Below are 19,973 nucleotides of genomic sequence, written 5' to 3'. Positions count from 1 at the left end.
CGCCTGCCCCGCCGCAGGCCGCGATGCCACGTAAGGAGAAGATATGTCTAAATATTACAGAAGCGCGCGCCTGGCACTGGCTGCCGCCGCGTTGGCCGGCCTGGCCGCCTGCGCAAACATGGCCCAGATTCCTCCCGGCACGCCCTACGCCGACGTGCAAGCCCAGTTCGGCCGGCCCAACTTCGAATGCCCGCAAGCCAATGGCGGGCGGCGCGTGATCTGGACCCAGCAGCCCATGGGCCAGTACGCCTGGGGCACCAACGTCGGCGCGGACGGACGCGTGGGCCAGGTGGTGCCGCTGCTGACGGACGAACACTTCAAGGTGCTGAGCGAAGGCGTATGGGGTCCCGACCGCGTGCGCTGCGAATTCGGCCCGCCCGCCAAGATCGAGGAAGCCGGCCTGGGAGAAAAGCGCGAGGTGGTCTGGTCGTACCGCTACAAGGAAAACGGCGTCTGGAACTCGCTGATGTATGTCTACATGAGCCGCGACGGCAGCAAGCTGACGCACTTCCATCCCGGCCCGGACCCCATGTACGACGACGACAGGTTCATGTGGCGCTGATTCCCCCGCCTCTCTAAAAAAACAAAACCCGCCATCAGGCGGGTTTTGTTTTCAAGGCGTTCACCAATCAGGACGATTGGTTGCGGCGTTCCTGCGTCAGGCGGCGCGCGCGGTTCCAGCGCCAGGCCCACATGATCCAGCCCGACAGGCCGTACAGCACGAACAGGCCGAACAACACGACCGGAGGATCGCTGGACACGAACACGAACACGGCCACCACCAGCAGGATGCCCCAGAACGGCACGCTGCGGCCCAGGGCGAAGCTCTTGCCGCTGAAGAACGGCGCATTCGACACCATGGAAATGCCCGCGTACATGGTCAGCGTGAACGCCGCCCAGGCCATCAGGCTGTCATGGATGGGCAGCTTGTTGTCCACGGCCAGCCAGACGAAACCCGCCACCAGCGCGCCGGCAGCCGGGCTGGGCAAGCCCTGGAAGTAGCGCTTGTCGACCACGGCGATGTTGGTGTTGAAACGCGCCAGGCGCAGCGCGGCGCCGGCGACATAGACGAACGCGGCCAGCCAGCCCCAGCGGCCCAGGTCGTTCAGGATCCATTCGTACATGACCAGCGCGGGCGCAACGCCGAAGGAGGTCATGTCGGACAGCGAGTCGTACTGCTCGCCGAAGGCGGACTGGGTGTTGGTCAGGCGGGCGACCCGGCCGTCCATGCCGTCCAGCACCATCGCCGCGAAAATGGCGATGGCGGCCACTTCGAAGCGGTCGTTCATGGCCTGCACGACGGCGTAGAACCCCGCGAACAGTGCCGCGGTGGTGAACGCGTTGGGCAGCAGGTAGATGCTGCGGTGGCGGTTCTCGGAATCGCGCATGGAAAAATTGGGCATGGTCTCAATAACTTACAACGAACATTGAAAGGTTAACCCATCTGGCCCCGCTTGCGGGGCGGAGCAAGCCGCGTGCCTGGCCAATCGAGGGGAAGCCTGCAAAAAAAGCGGCATGCCCTCGCAGGCATGCCGCTTCGACCCTGATTGCGCGGGGCAGGCCCCGCGCAATGGCATGGATCAGTTCTTGGACTTGTCCACCAGCTTGTTGGCGGCGATCCAGGGCATCATGGCGCGCAGCTTGCCGCCCACTTGCTCGATCTGCGATTCCGCGTTGATGCGGCGGCGCGAGGTCAGCGTCGGAGCGCCGGCGGTGTTTTCCAGGATGAACTTCTTGGCGTATTCGCCGGTCTGGATGTCCGTCAGGCACTGGCGCATGGCCTTGCGGGTTTCGTCGGTGACGATCTTCGGGCCGGTTTCGTACTCGCCGAACTCGGCGTTGTTCGAGATCGAGTAGTTCATGTTGGCGATGCCGCCTTCATAGATCAGGTCGACGATCAGCTTCAGTTCGTGCAGGCATTCGAAGTACGCCATTTCGGGCGCGTAGCCGGCTTCCACCAGCGTGTCGAAACCGGCCTTGATCAGTTCGACGGTACCGCCGCACAGCACGGCCTGTTCGCCGAACAGGTCGGTTTCGGTTTCTTCGCGGAAGTTGGTTTCGATGATGCCGGCACGGCCGCCGCCGTTGGCGCTGGCGTACGACAGGGCCACGTCACGCGCGGCGCCCGACTTGTCCTGGTACACGGCCACCAGGTGGGGCACGCCGCCGCCTTGCTTGTAGGTGTTGCGCACGGTGTGGCCCGGGGCCTTCGGGGCGATCATGATGACGTCGATGTCTTCACGCGGCACGACCTGGCCGTAGTGCACGTTGAAGCCGTGGGCGAACGCCAGGGCGGCGCCGGGCTTGATGTTGGCGTGCACTTCCTTGTTGTAGACCGAGGCGATGTTCTCGTCGGGCAGCAGCATCATGACGATGTCGGCGGACTTGACCGCGTCGGCAACTTCCTTGACTTCCAGGCCGGCGTTGGCGGCCTTGTTCCACGAGGCGCCGCCCTTGCGCAGGCCGACCACGACCTTCACGCCGGACTCATGCAGGTTCTGCGCGTGCGCGTGTCCTTGCGAGCCGTAGCCGATGATGGCAACAGTCTTGCCCTTGACCAGGGAGAGATCGCAGTCTTTGTCGTAGAAAACTTTCATGGTTGTGCTCCAGATTCCAGTATTTTGGATATTTGTTTAATTCAGATGTAGGGTGCGGCTTGGCCTGGAAGGCCGGTCAAATCTTCAAAATCCGTTCACCGCGTCCGATGCCGGACACACCGGTGCGCACGGTTTCAAGGATTGCACTGCGGTCCAGGGCCTCCAGGAAGGCCTGTACTTTTTCCTGCACCCCGGTCAATTCGATGGTGTAGGACTTGTCGGTCACGTCGATGATGCGGCCGCGGAAGATATCCGCCATGCGCTTCATTTCCTCGCGCTCCTTGCCGACCGCGCGCACCTTCACGAGCATCAGCTCACGCTCGATGTGCGCGCCTTCGGTCAGGTCGACCACCTTGACCACATCCACCAGGCGGTTCAGGTGCTTGGTGATCTGCTCGATGATTTCATCGGAACCGGTGGTCACGATGGTCATGCGCGACAGCGTGGAGTCCTCGGTGGGCGCCACGGTCAAGGTCTCGATGTTGTAGCCCCGCGCGGAAAACAGGCCCACCACGCGCGACAGCGCGCCGGGTTCGTTCTCGAGGAGGACGGAAATCACGTGCTTCATGGGTGGCCTCCTTACAGGTCTTCAGAGCCGAGCAGCATTTCGGTCAGCCCGCGGCCGGCCTTGACCATCGGCCACACGTTTTCGGTGCGGTCGGTGATGAAGTCCAGGAAAACCAGGCGATCCTTGTGCTTCTTGAACGCTTCGCGCAGCGCCGGCTCGACGTCCGCCGGTCGTTCGATGCGCAGACCCACGTGGCCATAGGCCTCGGCCACCTTGACGAAATCGGGCAGCGAATCCATGTAGGACTCGGAATAGCGCGAACCGTAGTCGATCTGCTGCCACTGCCGGACCATGCCCAGGAAGCGGTTGTTCAGGCAGATGATCTTCGGCGTCAGGCGGTACTGGTGGCAGGTCGACAGTTCCTGGATGTTCATCTGGATCGACCCTTCGCCCGTGATGACGGCGACGTCGTGCCCAGGATTGGCCATCTGCACGCCCATGGCGTACGGCAGGCCCACGCCCATGGTGCCCAGGCCGCCGGAGTTGATCCAGCGGCGCGGCTTGTCGAACTTGTAGTACTGCGCGGCCCACATCTGGTGCTGGCCCACGTCGGAAGTCACGAAGGCGTCGCCGCCAGTCACTTCCCAGAGCTTTTCCACCACGAACTGCGGCTTGATGACCTCGTCCGAGTTGGCGAACTTCAGGCATTCCTTGCCGCGCCAGGACTCGACCTGCTCCCACCACTTGGCGATCGGAGCGGGCTTGTGCTCGGCCGCGGCGATGTCGTACTGCGCGCTGAGGTCGGCCAGCACGTCCTTGACGTTACCGACGATCGGGACGTCCACGCGCACGCGCTTGGAGATCGACGAGGGATCGATATCGATATGGATGATCTTGCGGGCGTTCTGGGCGAAGTGCTTGGGGTTGCCGATCACGCGGTCGTCGAAACGGGCGCCGATGGCCAGCAGCACGTCGCAGTGCTGCATCGCCATATTGGCCTCGTACGTGCCGTGCATGCCGGGCATGCCGACGAACTGGCCGCTGCTGGCCGGGTAGCCGCCCAGACCCATCAGGGTGCTGGTGCAGGGCGCGCCCAGTTGCGACACGAGCTTGTTCAGCTCGGGCGCGGCGTTCGACAGGATGACCCCGCCGCCCGTGTAGATCATGGGCCGCTCGGCGGCCAGCAGCATCTGCACGGCTTTCTTGATCTGCCCCTGGTGGCCCTTGTTGACGGGCGCATAGGAGCGCATCGAGATCTCGCCCTTGGGCGGCGTGTACTTGCACTGCGCGATGGTGATGTCCTTGGGGATATCCACCAGCACCGGGCCGGGACGGCCGGTGCGCGCGATGTAGAACGCGCGGCGCATGGTTTCGGCCAGGTCCTTGACGTCGCGCACAAGGAAGTTGTGCTTGACGCAGGGACGCGTAATGCCGACGGTGTCGCATTCCTGGAAGGCGTCCTCGCCAATGGCCGCAGTGGGCACCTGCCCGCTGATGATGACCATGGGGATGGAATCCATGTAGGCGGTGGCGATGCCGGTGACGGCATTGGTCACGCCCGGTCCGCTGGTCACGAGGCAGACGCCGACCTTTTGCGACGAGCGCGAATAGGCATCGGCGGCGTGCACGGCGGCCTGCTCGTGACGAACCAGGATATGCTGGAATTTGTCTTGCTTGAAAATCGCGTCGTAGATGTAAAGCACCGCGCCGCCGGGGTAGCCGAAAACGTGTTCCACGCCTTCATCGGCCAGGCAGCGCACGACGATATCGGCGCCATTCAGTTCCATGTTGTCATTCCTTTCAGTACCGGCCCTGCAACCCTGACTGCTGCTCGCCCGGATACGGCGGCAACTGAACCCATACCGGTCCCGACAACATGATCCGGCGCTTTGCGGCTCACGGAGCCACGCCACCCGGACACCTTGCCGACCCGGCACACGCTCGACAGAACGCAGTGCAAACGCCCCTGGGGGACGCTGGAGGTCGAAATGGAAGCCTTGGCAACACACGCTTGTGGCGCGGCCAACGGCAGGTGTAACTGCTGCGGGATGGCTGGGAGGTGACCCTGGCAATCCGCCTCAACGCACCGGTTTCGGATAGGCAGACCGATGCAAGTGGAGCAATTTACCGCGTTGCGTCAAAGGTAGCAAATCGACTTTTCTTCGACCGTTGCTTGGAAGGTTCGGTAACTATCCGACCCCAAAAATTTAGGCAGTCTCTCTATACTTGTTTCGTCATCCGAAACCGAGCCGCCGCCTCATGGATTTGCGCATTGCCAGCATCCGCCGCTTCCTCTACAGCCACTACTTCTTCGGAGGGGTGCGCCAGGGGGTGGGGATGCTGTTGCCCGTGCTGGTGCTGGGCGGCCTGTTCGGCAACTACACCACGGGTCTGGTTGCAACGTTCGGGGCGCAATGCCTGGCCATCATCGACCAGCCGGGCGGGCCGCAGCGCCACCGCACCAACGAGATGCTGGGCGGCGCCGCGCTGGGCACGCTGACGGTCATCATCACAGGGCTGGCGTCATCGCACCCCGTGCTGATCTGGCTGGCGGTCATCGCGCAGTGCTTCGTCTATTCGATGTTCACGGTGTTCGGCAAACGCGGCGGGCTGATCGGCTTTGCCGGCCTGTTGCTGATGACCCTGACCATGCATTCGCCGCTGGCGCCCCATGAGGTGCTGGCGCACGCCACGGCCACGCTGGGCGGGGCGCTGTTCTACGTCGCATTCAGCCTGGGGTTCTCGCGCCTGTTCTGGCTGCGCGAGGAGCAGCAGGCCATGTCGGTGGCGCTCTTCGCCACCGCCGACTACGTGGCGGCGCGCGCCACCTTCTACGATGAAACCGCCGATCTGGACGACGCCTACCGCGAGCTGATCCAGCGCCAATCCGTCATGACGGAAAAACACCAGGCGGCGCGCGACATGGTGCTGCGCGCCCTGCCCCGCGGCAAAGGCCTGGGCGACCGCCAGCGCGTGATGATCTGGAACATGTTCGTCGATATGCTGCAGCTGCTGGATACGCTGGTGGCCACGCATACCGACTACGCGGCGCTGCGCCGCGCGCTGGCCGGCAGCGACTGCCTGATGTTCATGCGCGATGCGCTGGTGAAGATGTCGCTGGAGCTCAACCGCATCGCGCTGGACGTGTCGCGCGGGCGCAAGGTGCAGTACCGCAGCAGCGCCAAGGCCGAATTGCGCGCCATCGAATACGAGATCGAACAGCTCAAGCAGCAGGGCCTGGGCGAGCGCGAGCCCGAGATGCTGGCGCTGATCGTCCAGGTGCTGCGCCGGCTGCGCAATTCGGCGCGCATCGTCGACCGCCTGGCCGACCACACCGCCGCTTCGCCCGACGCCAAGCCCACCGACGTGCTGCGCATCAACAAGTCGCTGACGCGCTTCATTTCGCGGCAGGAATTCCGCGTGGGGCTCCTGACCAGCAACCTGCGCCTGGATTCGCCGCACTTCCGCTATGCGCTGCGCGTCACCGCGGCCGCGGCCATCGCCATGACGCTGGCCAGCCAATGGCTTTCGCCAGCGTTTTCCGCGCACAACTACTGGATCATGCTGACCATCGTCATCATCATGAAGCCGGGTTTCGCGCTGACCCGCCAGCGCAATAGCTGGCGCCTGACGGGCACGCTGATCGGCTGCATCCTGGCCCTGCTGCTGTTCAACCTGACCGACCGGCCCGAACTGCTGTTCGCCGCGCTGCTGGGCGCCTGCATCATGGGCAACAGCCTGGTGCAGCTGAACTACATGGCCAGCGCCACCTTCAACACGCTGTTTGTGGTGCTGGTGTTCCACTTCGTGTCGCCGGGCACGGTGTCCATGTCAGTGATCGGCGAACGCGCCATCGATACGTTGATCGGCTGCGCGCTGGCGCTGATCTGCAGCTACATCCTGCCCTGGTGGGAGGCCCGCTACCTGAAACCGCTGGCGGCCGCGGCCACGCGCGCCAACCGCGAATACCTGATCGCCGGCCTGCGCTACGTCGAGGCCATGCAGGCCCACGGCGCGCCCGTGGGCGCCGCCGCCGGCGAGACTCCGGCGGTCACGGACGCCGACCTGGCCTGGCGGCTGGCGCGCAAGAACGTGCACATCTCCTTCAGCAATTTCGCCGAGGCTTTCTACCGGATGATGAGCGAGCCCACGTCGCATCAGGTAAGCGTGCCGGAGCTGAACAACCTGCTGATCCAGAACCACATCCTGGCTTCGCAGATCACAGCGGCCATCCCCATTCTGGCCAGCCTGCCGGCTACGCCCGAAGCGGTACAGCGGGCGCTGACCGGCATGGTGGACCTGTTGGATGAGAACCGGGCGCAGGCGCCGGCCGGCCTGCCGACCCAGTTCGACACGGAAGGCGAACAGGCGGCGCTGGTCTATCCGGTCAAGCAGATGCTGAAGGCGGCGCACATGATCCGCCAGGAACTGCACGCGCTGGCCGATCCCACGCACGCGCCGCCGGTGGCGGCGGCAGCATGACCGGCGTGGATGGCTCTGACGGGAATGGGGAGTCCCGGGCGCAAGGCCCGGGACCGGATCAGACCTTGCGGCGGAACACCAGCTTGTCTTCCGACGAGGCAGAGGCGTCGAACTTGTAGCCTTCCAGGTCGAAGCCTTGCAGGCCTTCGGGCTTGGACACTTTGTGCAGGATCGCGTAGCGCGCCATCAGGCCGCGCGCGCGTTTGGCGTGGAAGCTGATGACCTTCCAGGCGCCGTTCTTCCAGTCCTGGAATACGCATTGCACGACGCGCGCCTTCAGCGTCTTCAGGTCGACCGACTTGAAGTATTCCTCGGACGCCAGGTTGACGATCACGGGCGCCTTCTGGCCGGCCTGCCGTTCGTTGAGATAGTCAGCGATGGCCGGGCCCCAGTACTCGTACAGGTTCTTGCCCTTGGGCGTGGCCAGGCGCGTGCCCATTTCCAGGCGGTAGGGCTGCATCAGGTCCAGCGGGCGCAGCACGCCATACAGGCCGCTCAGGATGGCCACGTGCTCTTGCGCCCAGTCCAGCTGCTTGGCCGACAGGGTCGCGGCCTCCAGCCCTTCGTAGACGTCGCCGTTGAAGGCCAGCACCGCCTGGCGCGAGTTGGCCTGCGTGAAGCTGCGCTTCCAGTGGGCATAGCGCTGCACGTTGAGTTCGGACAGCGCCGGGCTCAAGCTCATGAGCTCGGAGATGTCCTCGGCCGACTTGGTCTTCAGCACCTTGATGAGGCCGGCGGCCTGGTCCACGAACAGCGGCTGGGTATGCGTCTCGATGTGCAGCGGCGAGTCGTAATCCAGCTTCTTGGCGGGAGAAAGCAAAAACAGCATTCGGGAATTCCTTTTTTAGCGTGCCGTCCAGCCGCCATCGACCGAGACGGACGTACCTGTGATTTGCGCGGCGGCGTCCGAGGCCAGGAACACGGCGGTGCCCCCCAGTTGCTCCGGCGTCACGAATTGCAGCGACGGCTGCTTTTCGCTCAGCAGTTCGCGCGCGGCGGTTTCCTGGTCCACGCCATCTTTTTCCGCCAGCGCGGTGATCTGCTTTTCGACCAGCGGAGTGCGTACCCAGCCCGGGCAGATGGCGTTGGCCGTGATGCCCTGGCCGGCCGTTTCCAGCGCGGTGACCTTGGTGAAGCCGACCACGCCGTGCTTGGCGGCGACATAGGCCGACTTGTTCGCCGAAGCCACCAGGCCATGGGCCGAGGCGATGTTGATGATGCGGCCGAAGCCCTGCTTCTTCATGTGCGGCAGGGCGGCGGCGGTGCCGTGGAACACTGCCGACAGGTTCAGCGCCAGGATCGCGTCCCATTTTTCAGCGGGGAAGTCCTCGATCAGCGCGGTGTGCTGGATGCCGGCGTTATTGACCAGGATGTCGATGCGGCCCAACTGGCGCACCGCGTTCTCGACCAGCTCGCGCACGGCCGCGCCCTTGGACAGGTCGGCGCCGTCGTAGATGACCCTCACGCCATGCTTGTCGGCCAGGCCGGCGCGGAGCTTTTCGATTTCGGCCGCATCGCCGAAGCCGTTCAAGACGATATCGGCGCCTTGCTGGGCGAAGGCAGTGGCGATACCCAGGCCGATGCCGCTGGTGGAACCGGTGACAAGGGCGACTTTTCCTTTAAGCATGAGCATTCTCCTGTGGTCGGGCACATTGGACGGGCCAAGCAAGGGTCAAGTGTAGCTGCCCGGCATGACGGCAATCATGCCATGCCCGTACGGCACGCAGGGTCAAGCAGCGGGAGGAGGATCGCGCGGCGCGGGAGGTTTCGGCGCCTCGTCCTGGACCGGTTCCGCTGCCGGCAGATCGGCCATGCCGCCCCGGTTCTCGGGTATGCGTTCCAGCAGCTTGATCAGCATCGGCACCACGCCCATCGAAATCGCCACGATGACGGACAGCAAGTCGCGCTGTTCCAGGTTCATCAGATTGTTGTCCCAGGCTTCGTTGAAGATGGCGAAGCTGAACTCCCCGCCCTGCGCCAGCGCCAGCGCGAATAGCAGGCGGTGATAGCGCGGCAGGCCCAGAAAGCGCGAAAAGCCGTACAGAATCAAGGCCTTGACCAGCAGCAGCGCGAATACGCCTACAAGAATGAAGGGCCAGTGGTTGGCCACCACCTTCAGATTCACGGACATGCCGATGGCTACGAAGAACAGGCCCAGCAGCAGCCCCTTGAACGGGTCGATGGCCTTTTCCAGGTCATCCCGATAGCGCGACTCGGCCATCAGCACGCCCACCAGGAACCCGCCCAGGCCCGCGGACAGGCCGGCGTAGTCGAACAGTTGAGCAGCGCCCACCACCATCAGCAGGGCGGCGGCCGTGAACAATTCATTCAACTGCGCCTTGGCAGCCCAGCCCAGCAGCCGCAGCCGGTACGCCGCCGCGACCACCACCACGGCGATCAGCGCCTCCTTGAAGGAAGGCGCCGAGGCGCCATCCGAACCCAGCAGGCCCGCCGCCACCAGCATCGGGATCGCCGCCATGTCCTGGAACAGCAGTATCCCCAGCGCCGACCTGCCCAGGGGCGTGCGCGTCAGCACGCGTTCGTCCAGCAGCCGCAAGGCCACCGCCGTGGACGACAGGGCCAGCGACAGCCCGCAAAGGATTGCCGCCTGCCATTCCATGCCGGCCAGATGCCGCAGCGCCGCGCCGAACACCACCGCCAGCAGCAGCCCGCAGGCCAGCATCTGCAAGGAACCCAGCACGAAGACTTCGTTGCGCATGGCCCACAGGCGTTTGGGCGAGAGCTCCAGCCCGATGATGAACAGCATCATCACCACGCCCCACTGGGACACATTGATCATGGTGTCCACATTGGTGACGAGCCTGAGGCAGGACGGCCCCACCAGCACGCCGGCCAGCAGATAGCCCGGGATCGCGCCCAGGCCCAGCAGCTGGGTCAGGGGCACGCACAGCACGGCCGCAAGCAAAAGGATAAGGATGAGATCCATGGGACTAGCGGTTCCGGGATGAGCGCCGAGAAGAGAAGAGTGCCGGGCAGGGACGCCGGGCATGTCGGAATTCTGGGCAAAGATCGCCGCCGCTGAAAGCCGGTTGAAACCCGCTGTGGGGGACTTTCAACCACCCCCTTTACACAAACAAAAAAAATCCTGTAGAATTGCGGGCTTCGCTGCTTCGACAACGAAGATCCTTCCGACCAGGGATCTTTAGTGGAAGACCCGGCCCTTGGGGGTAACCCAGGCCAGCCAGGAACACCACCGTTACGAAACCCAGCCACGGAGAGGTGGCAGAGTGGTCGAATGTACCTGACTCGAAATCAGGCGTACGGTATCCCCGTACCGTGGGTTCGAATCCCACCCTCTCCGCCAAGTATTGCAAAAAAGGCCAATCCCTCGGGATTGGCCTTTTTCTTTTTCCTTCGGACTTCATAAAAACTAAAAACGCACAGGCTCGGCGCGCGCCGGCTTGCGTGTAGGCAAGCCCTGCGCCACTCCGATGCTCGCCCCGGTGGGGCTGCGCTTCGGATGGCTCCGGGGGGTCCTCGGCTGGTAGGCGCCTAATGCGTTGGTTTTGGATCCCGTAATGGGCAGATGCCGCGAGCCGGTGGCCGGACGGAGGGATCCGAAGCGCAGCCCCACTGGGGCGAGCATCGGAATCCCGCAGTCCGGACGGCGGCGACTCAAGAACGCTGCCTCACAAAACCGAAGTGCGGGGCGGTAGGGCCTCGAGCTTGCGGATGCCAGAGTCCTTTAGCCGCCGAGGCTGCCCTGCGCCATTCCGATGCTCGCCCCGGTGGGGCTGCGCTTCGGATGGCTCCGGGGTCCTCGGCTGGCAGTTGCCTAATGCGTTGGGTTTGGACCCCGTTCATGGGTAGATGCCTTGAGCCGGTGGCCGGACGGAGGGATCCGAAGTGCAGCCCCACCGGGGTGAGCATCGAAATGGCCCGACAGCGCCCCATCGCCAGATATGGACCCATGTCACTTTGGCACCATATGGCAAGCCGCAGACTCGAGCCCCCCATCGGCGCGCCAGGAGTATTCAGAGCGAGGCAATACCTGTCAAGACAGGAAGATCGGCGTCTCCCATGCCTTTTCGAGACCGGAATTTCGCCGGCGATGTCCTCAACCTGCTGAAGCGCTATCGGATTGCAGCAAGCGAAGGCGGGGCCGCCCCGCCTGACTATCACAAGGGCGCCGTTGGCCGCGCCAATTGGAACAGGTCCGTGCTGCGCGCGTACCAGCCGCCGCCGTGCATGCGCGCGATCAGCCCCATGGCCGGCGTGTCCATGTAGCCGCGCTCGGCGTCCTGCACATAGGCATCGTCGACGTGCGCGCCCAGCACCCGGCCGATCACCACGAGCTGGCGCGGGCCGGTCACGATGGTTGCCTGGCTGACGCATTCCAGCGACACCGGACTGCCCTTGATCAGCGGGGGACGCACGTGTGTAGCCGGCAGCGCGGTCAGGCCGGCCGCCGCCATCTCGTCCACGTCCGCCGGGTAATCGGCGCAGGTCTGGTTCATCTGCGCAACCAGCGACTCCGGCACCAGGTTCACCACGAACTCGCCGTTCTCGATGATGTTGGCGCCGGAATCCTTCAGTTCGCCGCTGGCATGGCGCATCAGGCCGATGGCGACCGTCGGCGGCTGAGGCCCCATGACATTGAAGAAGCTGAAGGGAGCCGCGTTGACAACGCCTTTGTCCGAAATGGTGGTAAGCCACGCGATCGGGCGCGGGGTGACGGTCGAGGTCAGCACGTTGTAGACCGTCTGCGTCGGCAAGGCGCTGAAATCAAAATGCATGATTCAAGCCTCCCCGGCATTCAGCGCCGAGACGGCCCGCTTTTCACGGGTGTCGACCTGCAGCTGGAACACGTCGGGGCGTGCGTAGTGGCCCGAGACGTCGAAGTCGTACTTGCCGCGCAGGATCTGGTTGGGATTGATGTCGGCGTACAGGATGGTCTCGGCTGAGAAATCCGGCCCTGCCAGCACTTCGCCCAGCGGATCGATGATGGCGCTGCCGCCGCGCATCAGCACGGTGTCGGGCGCGTCGCCCAACGCGCATTCGAAATCGTCGGGATAGGCATCGCGGCGCAGATGCTGGCAGGCCGTGAGCACATAGCAGCGCCCCTCCAGCGCGATGTGGCGCATGCTGGGAATCCAGGAATCGCGGTCGTCGGCAGTCGGCGCGCAATACAGCGCCACGCCCTGGCTGTACATGTACATGCGCAGCATGGGCATGTAGTTTTCCCAGCAGATGACGGCGCCGATCTTGCCGTAGGGCGTGTCGAAGACGGGCATGGTGGAACCATCGCCGAAGCCCCAGATCAGGCGTTCGCCGGCGGTGGGCATGAGCTTGCGGTGCTTGCCCGCCAGCCCTTCACGGCCGTTGAAGTACAGCACCGTGCAGTACAGCGTGCCGCCATCGGCTTCGATGCAGCCCATGACCACGAAGCTGTCGGTGTCGGCCGCGGCCTGGGCCACCAGCGCGACCTCTTCGCCATCCAGCCGGATGGCCTGGTTGTGATAGCTGGCGAAGGCGTCGCGGCCCTCGGGCTTGCGCATGCCGATGGGCGCGCCGAAGGAGTTGCCCTTGGGATAGCCGCCCAGGAACGCCTCGGGGAACACGAGCACGCGGGCGCCCTGCTCCGCCGCCTGGCGGATGAGCGATGCCGCCTTTTCGGCGCAGGCGACGCTGTCGGTGGGAATGGAGGCCGCCTGGATGACGGCAGCCTTGAAGCTCTGTTGCGTGGACATGTCTCTCCTCTTTCTCAGTGTGCAGCGTCTTCGTCGATGGCGCGGGCGCGGGTGTTCGGCAGGAACAGGCTGCCGATGACGCCGACCACCGCGGTCACGACGACCGGATACATCAGGCCGCCAAAGATATTGCCGCTGGCCTGAGCCAGGTAGGTGGCGGTAAAGGGCACGATGCCGCCGAAGATGCCGGCGCCGATGTGGTACGGGAAGGATAGCGCCGTATAGCGGATGCGGGCCGGGAACAATTCGACCAGATAGGACGCCACCGGGCCGTAGACCATGGCGACCACGGCCGTCATCAGCACCAGGATCAGGATGATGGTCGTGCGGTCGACGCGCGCGGGATCGGCCCGCTCGGGATAGCCGGCGGCCGTCAGCGCGCTGGTGTAGGCGGCGCGGTCAAAGCCGTTGACGGTCGTGCCGCCCACGCTCATGGCGATGCTCTGCCCGGGCAGCGGCGCGGCGTATTCGAAGTTGATGCCCTTGCCGACCAGGAATTTCTTGGCCTGCACGCAGACCTTCTTGTGGTCGGCATGGCTGCCGATCATGGCGGCCTGCAGTCCGAAGTCGCAGGCGCCGCCGCTGGTGTCGGCATGCACGCGCACCGGGGTGGTCTGCATGGCTTGCGCCAGGGCCGGGTTGCCCGCCTTGAGCAGCACGTCGAACATGGAGTGGTAGCCCAGCGCCGCGACGAACAAGCCGACCATCATGATCCACTTGCGGCCGATGCGGTCCGACAGCCAGCCGAACAGCACGAAGGTCGGCGCGCCGATGATGAAACCGATCAGGATCAGCGTGTAGACGCTGGTCTGGTCCAGTTGCACGGCCTGCTGCATGAAGATCATGACGTAGAACTGGCCGGTGAAATAGGTAGCGCCCTGGCCGGCGGTGACGCCGATCAGCGCCAGCAGCACCAGCCGCAGGCTGGACCATTGGCCGAAGGTCTCCTTGACCGGGTTCTTGGACAGGCGGTTCTGCTGCTTCATGCGCGTGAACACGGGCGACTCGTGCAGCTTGGCGCGCACGTAGATCGAAATCGCCAGCATCACGATCGACAGGATGAACGGCAGGCGCCAGCCCCACTGGCGGAAATCCTCGGCGCTCATGGATGCCTGGGTGCACAGGATCACGATCAGGGACAGGATCAGGCCCGCCGAGGACGTGATCTGGATCCAGCCCGTCAGCAGGCCTCGGCGCTTGGGTTCGCAGTGCTCGGCCACATAGATGACCGCGCCGCCGTACTCGCCGCCCACCGCCAGGCCCTGCACCACGCGCAGGGTCAGCAGCAGGATCCATGAAAGGTGGCCGGCCGATTCATAGGTGGGCAGGCAGCCGATCAGGACGGTTGCGCCGCCCATCATCACCACGGTGATGAGGAAGGTGTACTTGCGGCCCAGCTTGTCGCCCAGGTAGCCGAACATCACGGCGCCCAGGGGCCGGATGATGAAGCCCACCGCCAACGCGCCCAGCGCGGCCAGCAGTGCCACCGTGGGGTTGTCCTGCGGGAACAGCACCTGGCTCATGAAGACGGCCAGGGTCCCGTAAATGAAAAAGTCGTACCACTCGAACAAGGTGCCCAGGGTCGAGGCCACCACCACCTGGCGTTCCTCTTTCCTGCTGAGCGTCGGACCGGCGTCGATCCGCGGCATTGCCACATTCGCTTCCACGCTTGCTTTCCCCAATCGCTTTAGATTGATAATGCTGTATTCATTAACTATTATCAAACTTAACCCAGGACCTGAAAAACTAGGGGAAACCCGGCGAAGCCGCCCGCGCGCCCGGGCGGCAAGGGTCCGCCCCGCTGCTACACTCCCGCCAGAAAAACAGTGGAGGCAGCAATGGCAAGGCCCGCCGGCAAGATGGAAAAGAACGCGGAACAGGCGCCTGCCGCCGCGCGCAGGGGCATCCAGTCGATCGAAGTGGGATTCCGGATCCTGGACGTCATCCGCAAGGCCGGCCGCCCCCTGCCCCTGAAGGAAATCGCGGATGCCTGTGAACTGACGGTACCCAACGTCCACTACTACCTGGTCAGCTTTCAGAAGGTGGGCGTGGTGCAGCAGCACGCGGATACGGGCCATTACGGCCTGGGTCCCTATGCCCTGCGGCTGGGCCTGGCGGCCCTGGAACAGTTCGACGTATTCACCACCGCCCGGCCCATCATGGCCGAAGTGGCCGCGGTCACCGGCCACACCGTGTTCCTGGGCGTGTGGGGCAACAAGGGCCCGACCATCGTCTACCGCGTCGAAGGCGCCCGCAGCCGCCCCCTGCTGGAACTGCGCGTGGGCAGCGTGCTGCCGCTGCTGTCCTCGGCGCTGGGCCGCAATTTCCTGGCGCACCTGCCGGAAGCCAGCACGCGCGAACTGCTGGAACAGGAAATGGCCTCGGCCGGTTCGGACGGATATGGCGGCAAGTCCTACACGCAAAAGGACGTGCAGGCCATCCGCGAGGAAGTGCTCGAACACCACCTCAGCCGTTGCCGCGACGCGCTGCTGCCGCACTTCACGTCGCTGTCCGCGCCCATTTTCGACATGCTGGGCGAGATGAAGGCGGCCATCACGCTGATGGGCCCGGTGGGCGCCATCGACGACGACCTGCAATCCGACACGGCGCGGCTGCTCAGTGAAAAAGCCCGCTCGATCTCGGCAACGGCAGGCTGGGTGGAGCCGCAGGCGCGCTAGGCGCTTCTGCCGCCCTCACCTCCGCGCGTCGGGCAGCCGGCTGGGCGGCGGCGTGCTGGCCACGTTTTTCTTGTAGTAAGCGATGAACTCGGGCGCCGGCATGGGCTTGCCGTACAGCCAGCCCTGGCCGAAATCCACCTCGCGCGCTTTCAGGTGGTCTTCCTGTTCCTGACGTTCGATGCCTTCGGCCACGGTCAGCAGGTTCAGCGACTTGGCCATGTCGATGATGTGGTCCGTGACCTTGTGGGTCGCGGAATCGGTGCCGATGGTGTCGACGAAGGACTTGTCGATCTTCAGCGAGTCGAGCGGCAGCCGCTGCAGATAGGACAGGCTGGAGTAACCCGTGCCGAAGTCGTCGATGGCCACGGCATGGCCTTGCGCCCGGGCCTGTTCGATCACGCTGCAGGCCTTGTCCACGTCCATGAAGCCGCGTTCGGTGGCTTCCAGCCAGATCTGCCGGGGATCGATGACCGTGCCTTCGAGCATGCGCTGCAACACCCGCAACGCCCCGCCATCCTTGAGATCGCTGGCGCTCAGGTTGACCGAGATGTGCGCCCCCCGGTCCTCGCCCAGCAGATCCTCCATATCCCGGATCACCAGGCGAAACACCTCTTCGGTGATGCGGGCCATCAGGCCGTTGTCCTCGGCGATCGAGATAAACAGATCAGGTCTCAGGGTCTTGCCGCCGCGCCTGATCCAACGCACCAGCGCCTCCGCGCCGATGCAGCGGCCAGTGCGCAGGTCGATGATGGGCTGGTAGTGGACGACGAATTCCCGCCGCCTGATGCCGGCGGCCAATTCGCCCGCGATCGACAGGCGCCGGCGCGACAGCCAGACGACCAGCGCGATCATGGCCGCCGCGACCAGCGTCCCCATGGGCAACCAGAACAGGCGTTCGCGCGGCAGCATGTCCAGCGCTTCGGTTTGAGGTTCGAGCAGGACGACGGCCAGGTCCGCATTGCGGGCGACGGCGCTGAGATAGGCCTCGTCGATGTCCAGCTTGCCGCCATTCAGCGCCTGCGATACCAGCACGAGATCGGGGTCGTTGCGGGTGCCCAGCATGCCCACGCCCGGCAGGACCACGGCAAGTTGCGCGCCGTCCGTGAGCGCCTTTTCGGTGAACCGGCCTGGTTCGAACAAGGCGCTGTAATCGCCGTGGCGCACGGCCACCATCCTGATGCCGGGGCTCAAGACGGGCACTGCGTCCAGCAACAGGCGTCCACCATTGGCCAGTTCGACCTGGGCCGGAACCAGCGGCTCTTCGTAGCTGGGCACGCCCCAGGTGGTGCACTGGACGATGCCGCCCGCCACGTAGGCCAGATCGTCCACGGCCCGGTCCCTCAGGGCCAGGGCCCGCATATGGCGGATGTGCTGGGGTGAACAGGGTTCGAATGCCAGCCCGTCCAGATCGCGCAGCGTGGTCACGGTCTGGTCCAGCAAGTCCTGCGTGTCCCTCAGGATGCGCTGGGCCTGGTCGTCCAGATAGCGCTGTTCGCCCGCGACGGCGCGGGACCAGGACATGTGCAGCGCGAAGCCGATGGGCAACAGCGCCGCGGCGGCGGCGAGAGCGATGGCGATGCCGATTACAAACTTGCGCGGCATCGAGGCCGTCCCCAGGGATCGCCGGCTGGCGAGGTTATATCTTTTTACACTTTTTGAGGGGGCAGTGTCTCCATCAATTTCCGCTCGCAGCCGGCGTTTCAGCCTTCCGCCACGATCTTCGCGTCGCGGATGGTCTGGGCGTACTTCTGCTGCTCCTGCTTCATGAAGTCGGCAAAGCGCTGGACGCTGCCGCCGCCATCCTCCGCGCCCACCTGCGCCAGCTTTTCCTGCACATCCGGCATCGCCAGCGCCCGGTCGATGTCCTGGTTCATGCGCTGGACCATGGCGGCGGGCATCTTGCCCGGACCGACCATGCCGAACCAGATGCTGGCCTCGAAGCCGGGATAGCCCTGTTCGGCCACGGTCGGCACATTGGGGTGGCTCTTGGAGCGCTGCAGCAGAGTCTGCGCCAACGCGATCACCTTGCCGGACTGCACCAGCGGCGTGGCGGTGGTCATGCCTTCGAAGCAGTACTGCACGTGGCCGCCCAGCAGGTCGTTCATCAAGGGAGCCGAACCCTTGTAGGGCACGTGCAGCACGTCAATCCCGGCGCGGGCCTTGAAGATCTCCAGCGCCAGGTGCTGCGCCGAACCGCTGCCGGCCGAACCGAACACGATCTTGCCCGGCTGCGCCTTGCACAGCGCGACCAGCTCGGGCAGCGTCTTGGCGGGCTGAGAGGCGCCGCCGATCAGGATGGTGGGCGTCTTTCCGACCAGCGCGATGGGCGTGAAGTCGCGGTCCACCGAATAGGCCAGCTTGGGTTGCAGGCCCGGCGCGATGCCGTGGCTGTTGACGTGCGCCATCAACAGCGTGTTGCCGTCGTTGGGCTGGCGCGCCACCTGTTCGGCGGCAATGATGCCGGCCGCGCCCGCGCGGTTTTCGACGATGACGGGAATATTCCACATCACGCCCAGCTTCTGCCCCAGCAGGCGCGCCAGCACGTCGGTGCCGCCGCCGGCGGGAAAGCCCACCACGATCTTCACCGGCCCCTGCGGCAGGTCTTGCGCCCGCGCCGCCGCCGGCAGGACCAGCGCGGCTCCCAGCGCCGCGGCGCCGGTCATGAATTGCCTACGTTGCATTGCTGTCTCCTCGCGCGCCGGTCCGATGGCCGGCGACTGGTTCTCGAAACTCTGTCACCGCTCACCGCAAGCGGCCGTCTGGCGCGGCCTGGCTGCGATGCTCCTGCGCTGCTGCGCGCGGCCCGCAGGCCGCGCGCCCTGCCCTCAACCAGCGACCCGGCTCCACTTGCCGTAGCGCTCGACCATGCGCTCGTCGAAGCCGAAGCCCAGGCCGGGCTCCTGATGCAACACCACGCGCCCCTGCTTGTGCGTCAACTGGCGGTCGACCAGCCTGCGGAAGTTCAGGACCTGATCGTCCCAGAAAAATTCGACGTAGCGTGCATTCGGCGTCGCGGCGACCAGCGGCGCATGCACGTCATGGAACCAGTGCGGGCAAACCACGACGCCGTAGCTGGCAGCGGTAGCGGCGATGCGCTTCCATTCGGTGATGCCGCCGCAGACGGCGGCGTCGGTCTGCAGGATGCCGGCTGCGCCCTTGTCCAGCAGCTCCTTGTGATACCAGCGGCCGTAGCCGATCTCGGCGGTGGCGATGGGCAGGCGCGTCAGGCGCGCGAGCTTGGCGTGGCTGTCGATGTCGTCGGGGCCGAAGGGTTCTTCGATGAAGTACGGATCGTACTGTTCGAAGCGGCGGATGTACTGCATGGCCTGAGTCACGTCCTGCCAGGCGTTGTTGCAGTCCATCATCAGCTCGACGTCGGGGCCGATGGCCTCGCGCGCCGCCTTCAGGCGCGCCTCTTCCTCGGCCGGGGACAGGCGGCCGGTCTTCATCTTCACGGCGCGAAAGCCCTTGTCCACGTAGCTCGCCATTTCCTCGCCCAGGTGCTGGGGCGTCTTGCCGTCGAGGTAATAGCCGCCGCTGGCATAGGCCGGCACGGTTTCGAGCTCGACCGCGCCCAGGTACTTGTGCAGCGGCAGGCCGACGGTCTTGGCGTTCAGGTCCCACAGCGCGATGTCCAGGGCGCTCAATGCGCGCATTACCGTGCCTTGCCTGCCTTGCAGCAGGGCTTCCTGGTACATCGCCTGCCACAGGCCTTCGACGGCGAGCGAATCCTTGCCCAGCAGCACGGGGCCCAGCAGGTTCTGCACCGCGGCTTCGAAGATGGCGCCGCCGGCGCTGCCCACGTAGCAGAAGCCGATGCCTTCCACGCCGTCGGAGGAACGGACCTTCACCAGGCCGTAGTGCCGTGTGGACACGGTGCGGTTCGAAAACGAGGTGACCTTGTCCAGGGGCACCGCGGCGGCGCACACGTCTATGGATTCAATGATGGGCACAACTGGCTCCTTGGTAATCGGGATGGTCGGGCGGGGCCTGCGCG

At 65.0% G+C, this 19,973-nt stretch carries 16 protein-coding genes and 1 tRNA gene; 4 read left to right on the top strand and 13 right to left on the bottom strand.

Going from position 1 to position 19,973, the window contains the following annotated elements:
• Positions 1–43 precede the first annotated feature (43 nt).
• A complete protein-coding gene (locus tag HV793_RS20840) occupies positions 44–562 on the top strand; it encodes a hypothetical protein (RefSeq protein ID WP_054450177.1) in 519 nt (172 codons plus the stop codon).
• Between the two features lie 67 nt (positions 563–629).
• On the opposite strand, the gene pssA is transcribed toward HV793_RS20840, so the two are convergent.
• From pssA to HV793_RS20820, 4 genes are all read right to left on the bottom strand, one after another.
• Positions 630–1,403, bottom strand: coding sequence for a CDP-diacylglycerol--serine O-phosphatidyltransferase (gene pssA / locus HV793_RS20835; RefSeq protein ID WP_054450175.1), 774 nt, complete (start codon positions 1,401–1,403; stop codon positions 630–632).
• A gap of 177 nt (positions 1,404–1,580) precedes the next feature.
• Positions 1,581–2,597, bottom strand: a complete 1,017-nt coding sequence (gene ilvC / locus HV793_RS20830; protein WP_013391929.1) for a ketol-acid reductoisomerase — start codon at positions 2,595–2,597, stop codon at positions 1,581–1,583.
• A 76-nt stretch (positions 2,598–2,673) separates the two neighbouring features.
• Positions 2,674–3,165, bottom strand: coding sequence for an acetolactate synthase small subunit (gene ilvN, locus HV793_RS20825; protein ID WP_054450173.1), 492 nt, complete (start codon positions 3,163–3,165; stop codon positions 2,674–2,676).
• 11 nt (positions 3,166–3,176) lie between these two features.
• A complete protein-coding gene (locus HV793_RS20820; protein ID WP_255423500.1) occupies positions 3,177–4,946 on the bottom strand; it encodes an acetolactate synthase 3 catalytic subunit in 1,770 nt (589 codons plus the stop codon).
• Between the two features lie 418 nt (positions 4,947–5,364).
• On the opposite strand from HV793_RS20820, the gene HV793_RS20815 reads away from it, so the two are divergent.
• The gene (locus HV793_RS20815) at positions 5,365–7,587 is read left to right on the top strand and encodes an FUSC family protein (protein WP_054450170.1); all 2,223 of its coding nucleotides are present in this window, start codon (positions 5,365–5,367) and stop codon (positions 7,585–7,587) included.
• Between the two features lie 58 nt (positions 7,588–7,645).
• Here HV793_RS20815 and yaaA read toward each other — a convergent pair whose 3' ends face one another.
• From yaaA to HV793_RS20800, 3 genes are all read right to left on the bottom strand, one after another.
• Complete coding sequence (yaaA, locus tag HV793_RS20810; RefSeq protein ID WP_054450168.1) at positions 7,646–8,416, bottom strand: peroxide stress protein YaaA; 771 nt, start codon at positions 8,414–8,416, stop codon at positions 7,646–7,648.
• A gap of 15 nt (positions 8,417–8,431) precedes the next feature.
• On the bottom strand, positions 8,432–9,214 hold the full coding sequence (locus HV793_RS20805; RefSeq protein WP_119450785.1) for a 3-hydroxybutyrate dehydrogenase: 783 nt from the start codon (positions 9,212–9,214) through the stop codon (positions 8,432–8,434).
• A gap of 102 nt (positions 9,215–9,316) precedes the next feature.
• Positions 9,317–10,534, bottom strand: a complete 1,218-nt coding sequence (locus HV793_RS20800; RefSeq protein WP_054450164.1) for a cation:proton antiporter domain-containing protein — start codon at positions 10,532–10,534, stop codon at positions 9,317–9,319.
• A 287-nt stretch (positions 10,535–10,821) separates the two neighbouring features.
• On the opposite strand from HV793_RS20800, the gene HV793_RS20795 reads away from it, so the two are divergent.
• Positions 10,822–10,912, top strand: a tRNA-Ser gene (locus tag HV793_RS20795).
• 814 nt (positions 10,913–11,726) lie between these two features.
• On the opposite strand, the gene HV793_RS20790 is transcribed toward HV793_RS20795, so the two are convergent.
• From HV793_RS20790 to HV793_RS20780, 3 genes are read right to left on the bottom strand one after another with little or no spacing between them, the layout of a single operon-like run.
• The gene (locus HV793_RS20790) at positions 11,727–12,344 is read right to left on the bottom strand and encodes a flavin reductase family protein (RefSeq protein ID WP_119450782.1); all 618 of its coding nucleotides are present in this window, start codon (positions 12,342–12,344) and stop codon (positions 11,727–11,729) included.
• Positions 12,345–12,347: 3 nt separating this feature from the next.
• Positions 12,348–13,298 (bottom strand): carbon-nitrogen hydrolase family protein, encoded by a 951-nt coding sequence (locus HV793_RS20785; RefSeq protein ID WP_054450139.1) that lies wholly within the window; start codon positions 13,296–13,298, stop codon positions 12,348–12,350.
• A 14-nt stretch (positions 13,299–13,312) separates the two neighbouring features.
• Positions 13,313–14,947, bottom strand: coding sequence for an MFS transporter (locus HV793_RS20780; RefSeq protein ID WP_175214062.1), 1,635 nt, complete (start codon positions 14,945–14,947; stop codon positions 13,313–13,315).
• A 189-nt stretch (positions 14,948–15,136) separates the two neighbouring features.
• On the opposite strand from HV793_RS20780, the gene HV793_RS20775 reads away from it, so the two are divergent.
• Entirely contained in the window at positions 15,137–15,976 is an 840-nt protein-coding gene (locus tag HV793_RS20775; protein WP_054450135.1) for an IclR family transcriptional regulator, read from the top strand.
• Positions 15,977–15,991: 15 nt separating this feature from the next.
• Here HV793_RS20775 and HV793_RS20770 read toward each other — a convergent pair whose 3' ends face one another.
• The 3 genes from HV793_RS20770 to HV793_RS20760 form a co-directional block, all read right to left on the bottom strand.
• Positions 15,992–17,578: an EAL domain-containing protein gene (locus HV793_RS20770; protein ID WP_054450132.1), complete on the bottom strand. Its 1,587-nt coding sequence runs from the start codon at positions 17,576–17,578 to the stop codon at positions 15,992–15,994.
• 98 nt (positions 17,579–17,676) lie between these two features.
• Positions 17,677–18,657, bottom strand: a complete 981-nt coding sequence (locus tag HV793_RS20765; protein WP_054450130.1) for a Bug family tripartite tricarboxylate transporter substrate binding protein — start codon at positions 18,655–18,657, stop codon at positions 17,677–17,679.
• 144 nt (positions 18,658–18,801) lie between these two features.
• Entirely contained in the window at positions 18,802–19,929 is a 1,128-nt protein-coding gene (locus HV793_RS20760) for a mandelate racemase/muconate lactonizing enzyme family protein (protein WP_054450128.1), read from the bottom strand.
• Positions 19,930–19,973: the final 44 nt, after the last annotated feature.

It is taken from the genome of Achromobacter aegrifaciens (genome assembly GCF_902859965.1).
GTDB lineage: Bacteria > Pseudomonadota > Gammaproteobacteria > Burkholderiales > Burkholderiaceae_B > Achromobacter > Achromobacter aegrifaciens.
This window is presented reverse-complemented; position numbering and strand designations above follow the sequence as displayed.

What these genes read in the sequence shown, in the direction of transcription:
- HV793_RS20770 (WP_054450132.1), bottom strand. Translation starts at nt 17,578, where the DNA reads ATGCCGCGCAAGTTTGTAATCGGCATCGCCATCGCTCTCGCCGCCGCC.
- HV793_RS20775 (WP_054450135.1), top strand. Translation starts at nt 15,137, where the DNA reads ATGGCAAGGCCCGCCGGCAAGATGGAAAAGAACGCGGAACAGGCGCCT.
- HV793_RS20805 (WP_119450785.1), bottom strand. Translation starts at nt 9,214, where the DNA reads ATGCTTAAAGGAAAAGTCGCCCTTGTCACCGGTTCCACCAGCGGCATC.
- HV793_RS20815 (WP_054450170.1), top strand. Translation starts at nt 5,365, where the DNA reads ATGGATTTGCGCATTGCCAGCATCCGCCGCTTCCTCTACAGCCACTAC.
- HV793_RS20785 (WP_054450139.1), bottom strand. Translation starts at nt 13,298, where the DNA reads ATGTCCACGCAACAGAGCTTCAAGGCTGCCGTCATCCAGGCGGCCTCC.
- yaaA (WP_054450168.1), bottom strand. Translation starts at nt 8,416, where the DNA reads ATGCTGTTTTTGCTTTCTCCCGCCAAGAAGCTGGATTACGACTCGCCG.
- pssA (WP_054450175.1), bottom strand. Translation starts at nt 1,403, where the DNA reads ATGCCCAATTTTTCCATGCGCGATTCCGAGAACCGCCACCGCAGCATC.
- HV793_RS20840 (WP_054450177.1), top strand. Translation starts at nt 44, where the DNA reads ATGTCTAAATATTACAGAAGCGCGCGCCTGGCACTGGCTGCCGCCGCG.
- HV793_RS20800 (WP_054450164.1), bottom strand. Translation starts at nt 10,534, where the DNA reads ATGGATCTCATCCTTATCCTTTTGCTTGCGGCCGTGCTGTGCGTGCCC.
- ilvC (WP_013391929.1), bottom strand. Translation starts at nt 2,597, where the DNA reads ATGAAAGTTTTCTACGACAAAGACTGCGATCTCTCCCTGGTCAAGGGC.
- HV793_RS20790 (WP_119450782.1), bottom strand. Translation starts at nt 12,344, where the DNA reads ATGCATTTTGATTTCAGCGCCTTGCCGACGCAGACGGTCTACAACGTG.
- HV793_RS20780 (WP_175214062.1), bottom strand. Translation starts at nt 14,947, where the DNA reads ATGCCGCGGATCGACGCCGGTCCGACGCTCAGCAGGAAAGAGGAACGC.
- ilvN (WP_054450173.1), bottom strand. Translation starts at nt 3,165, where the DNA reads ATGAAGCACGTGATTTCCGTCCTCCTCGAGAACGAACCCGGCGCGCTG.
- HV793_RS20765 (WP_054450130.1), bottom strand. Translation starts at nt 18,657, where the DNA reads ATGCAACGTAGGCAATTCATGACCGGCGCCGCGGCGCTGGGAGCCGCG.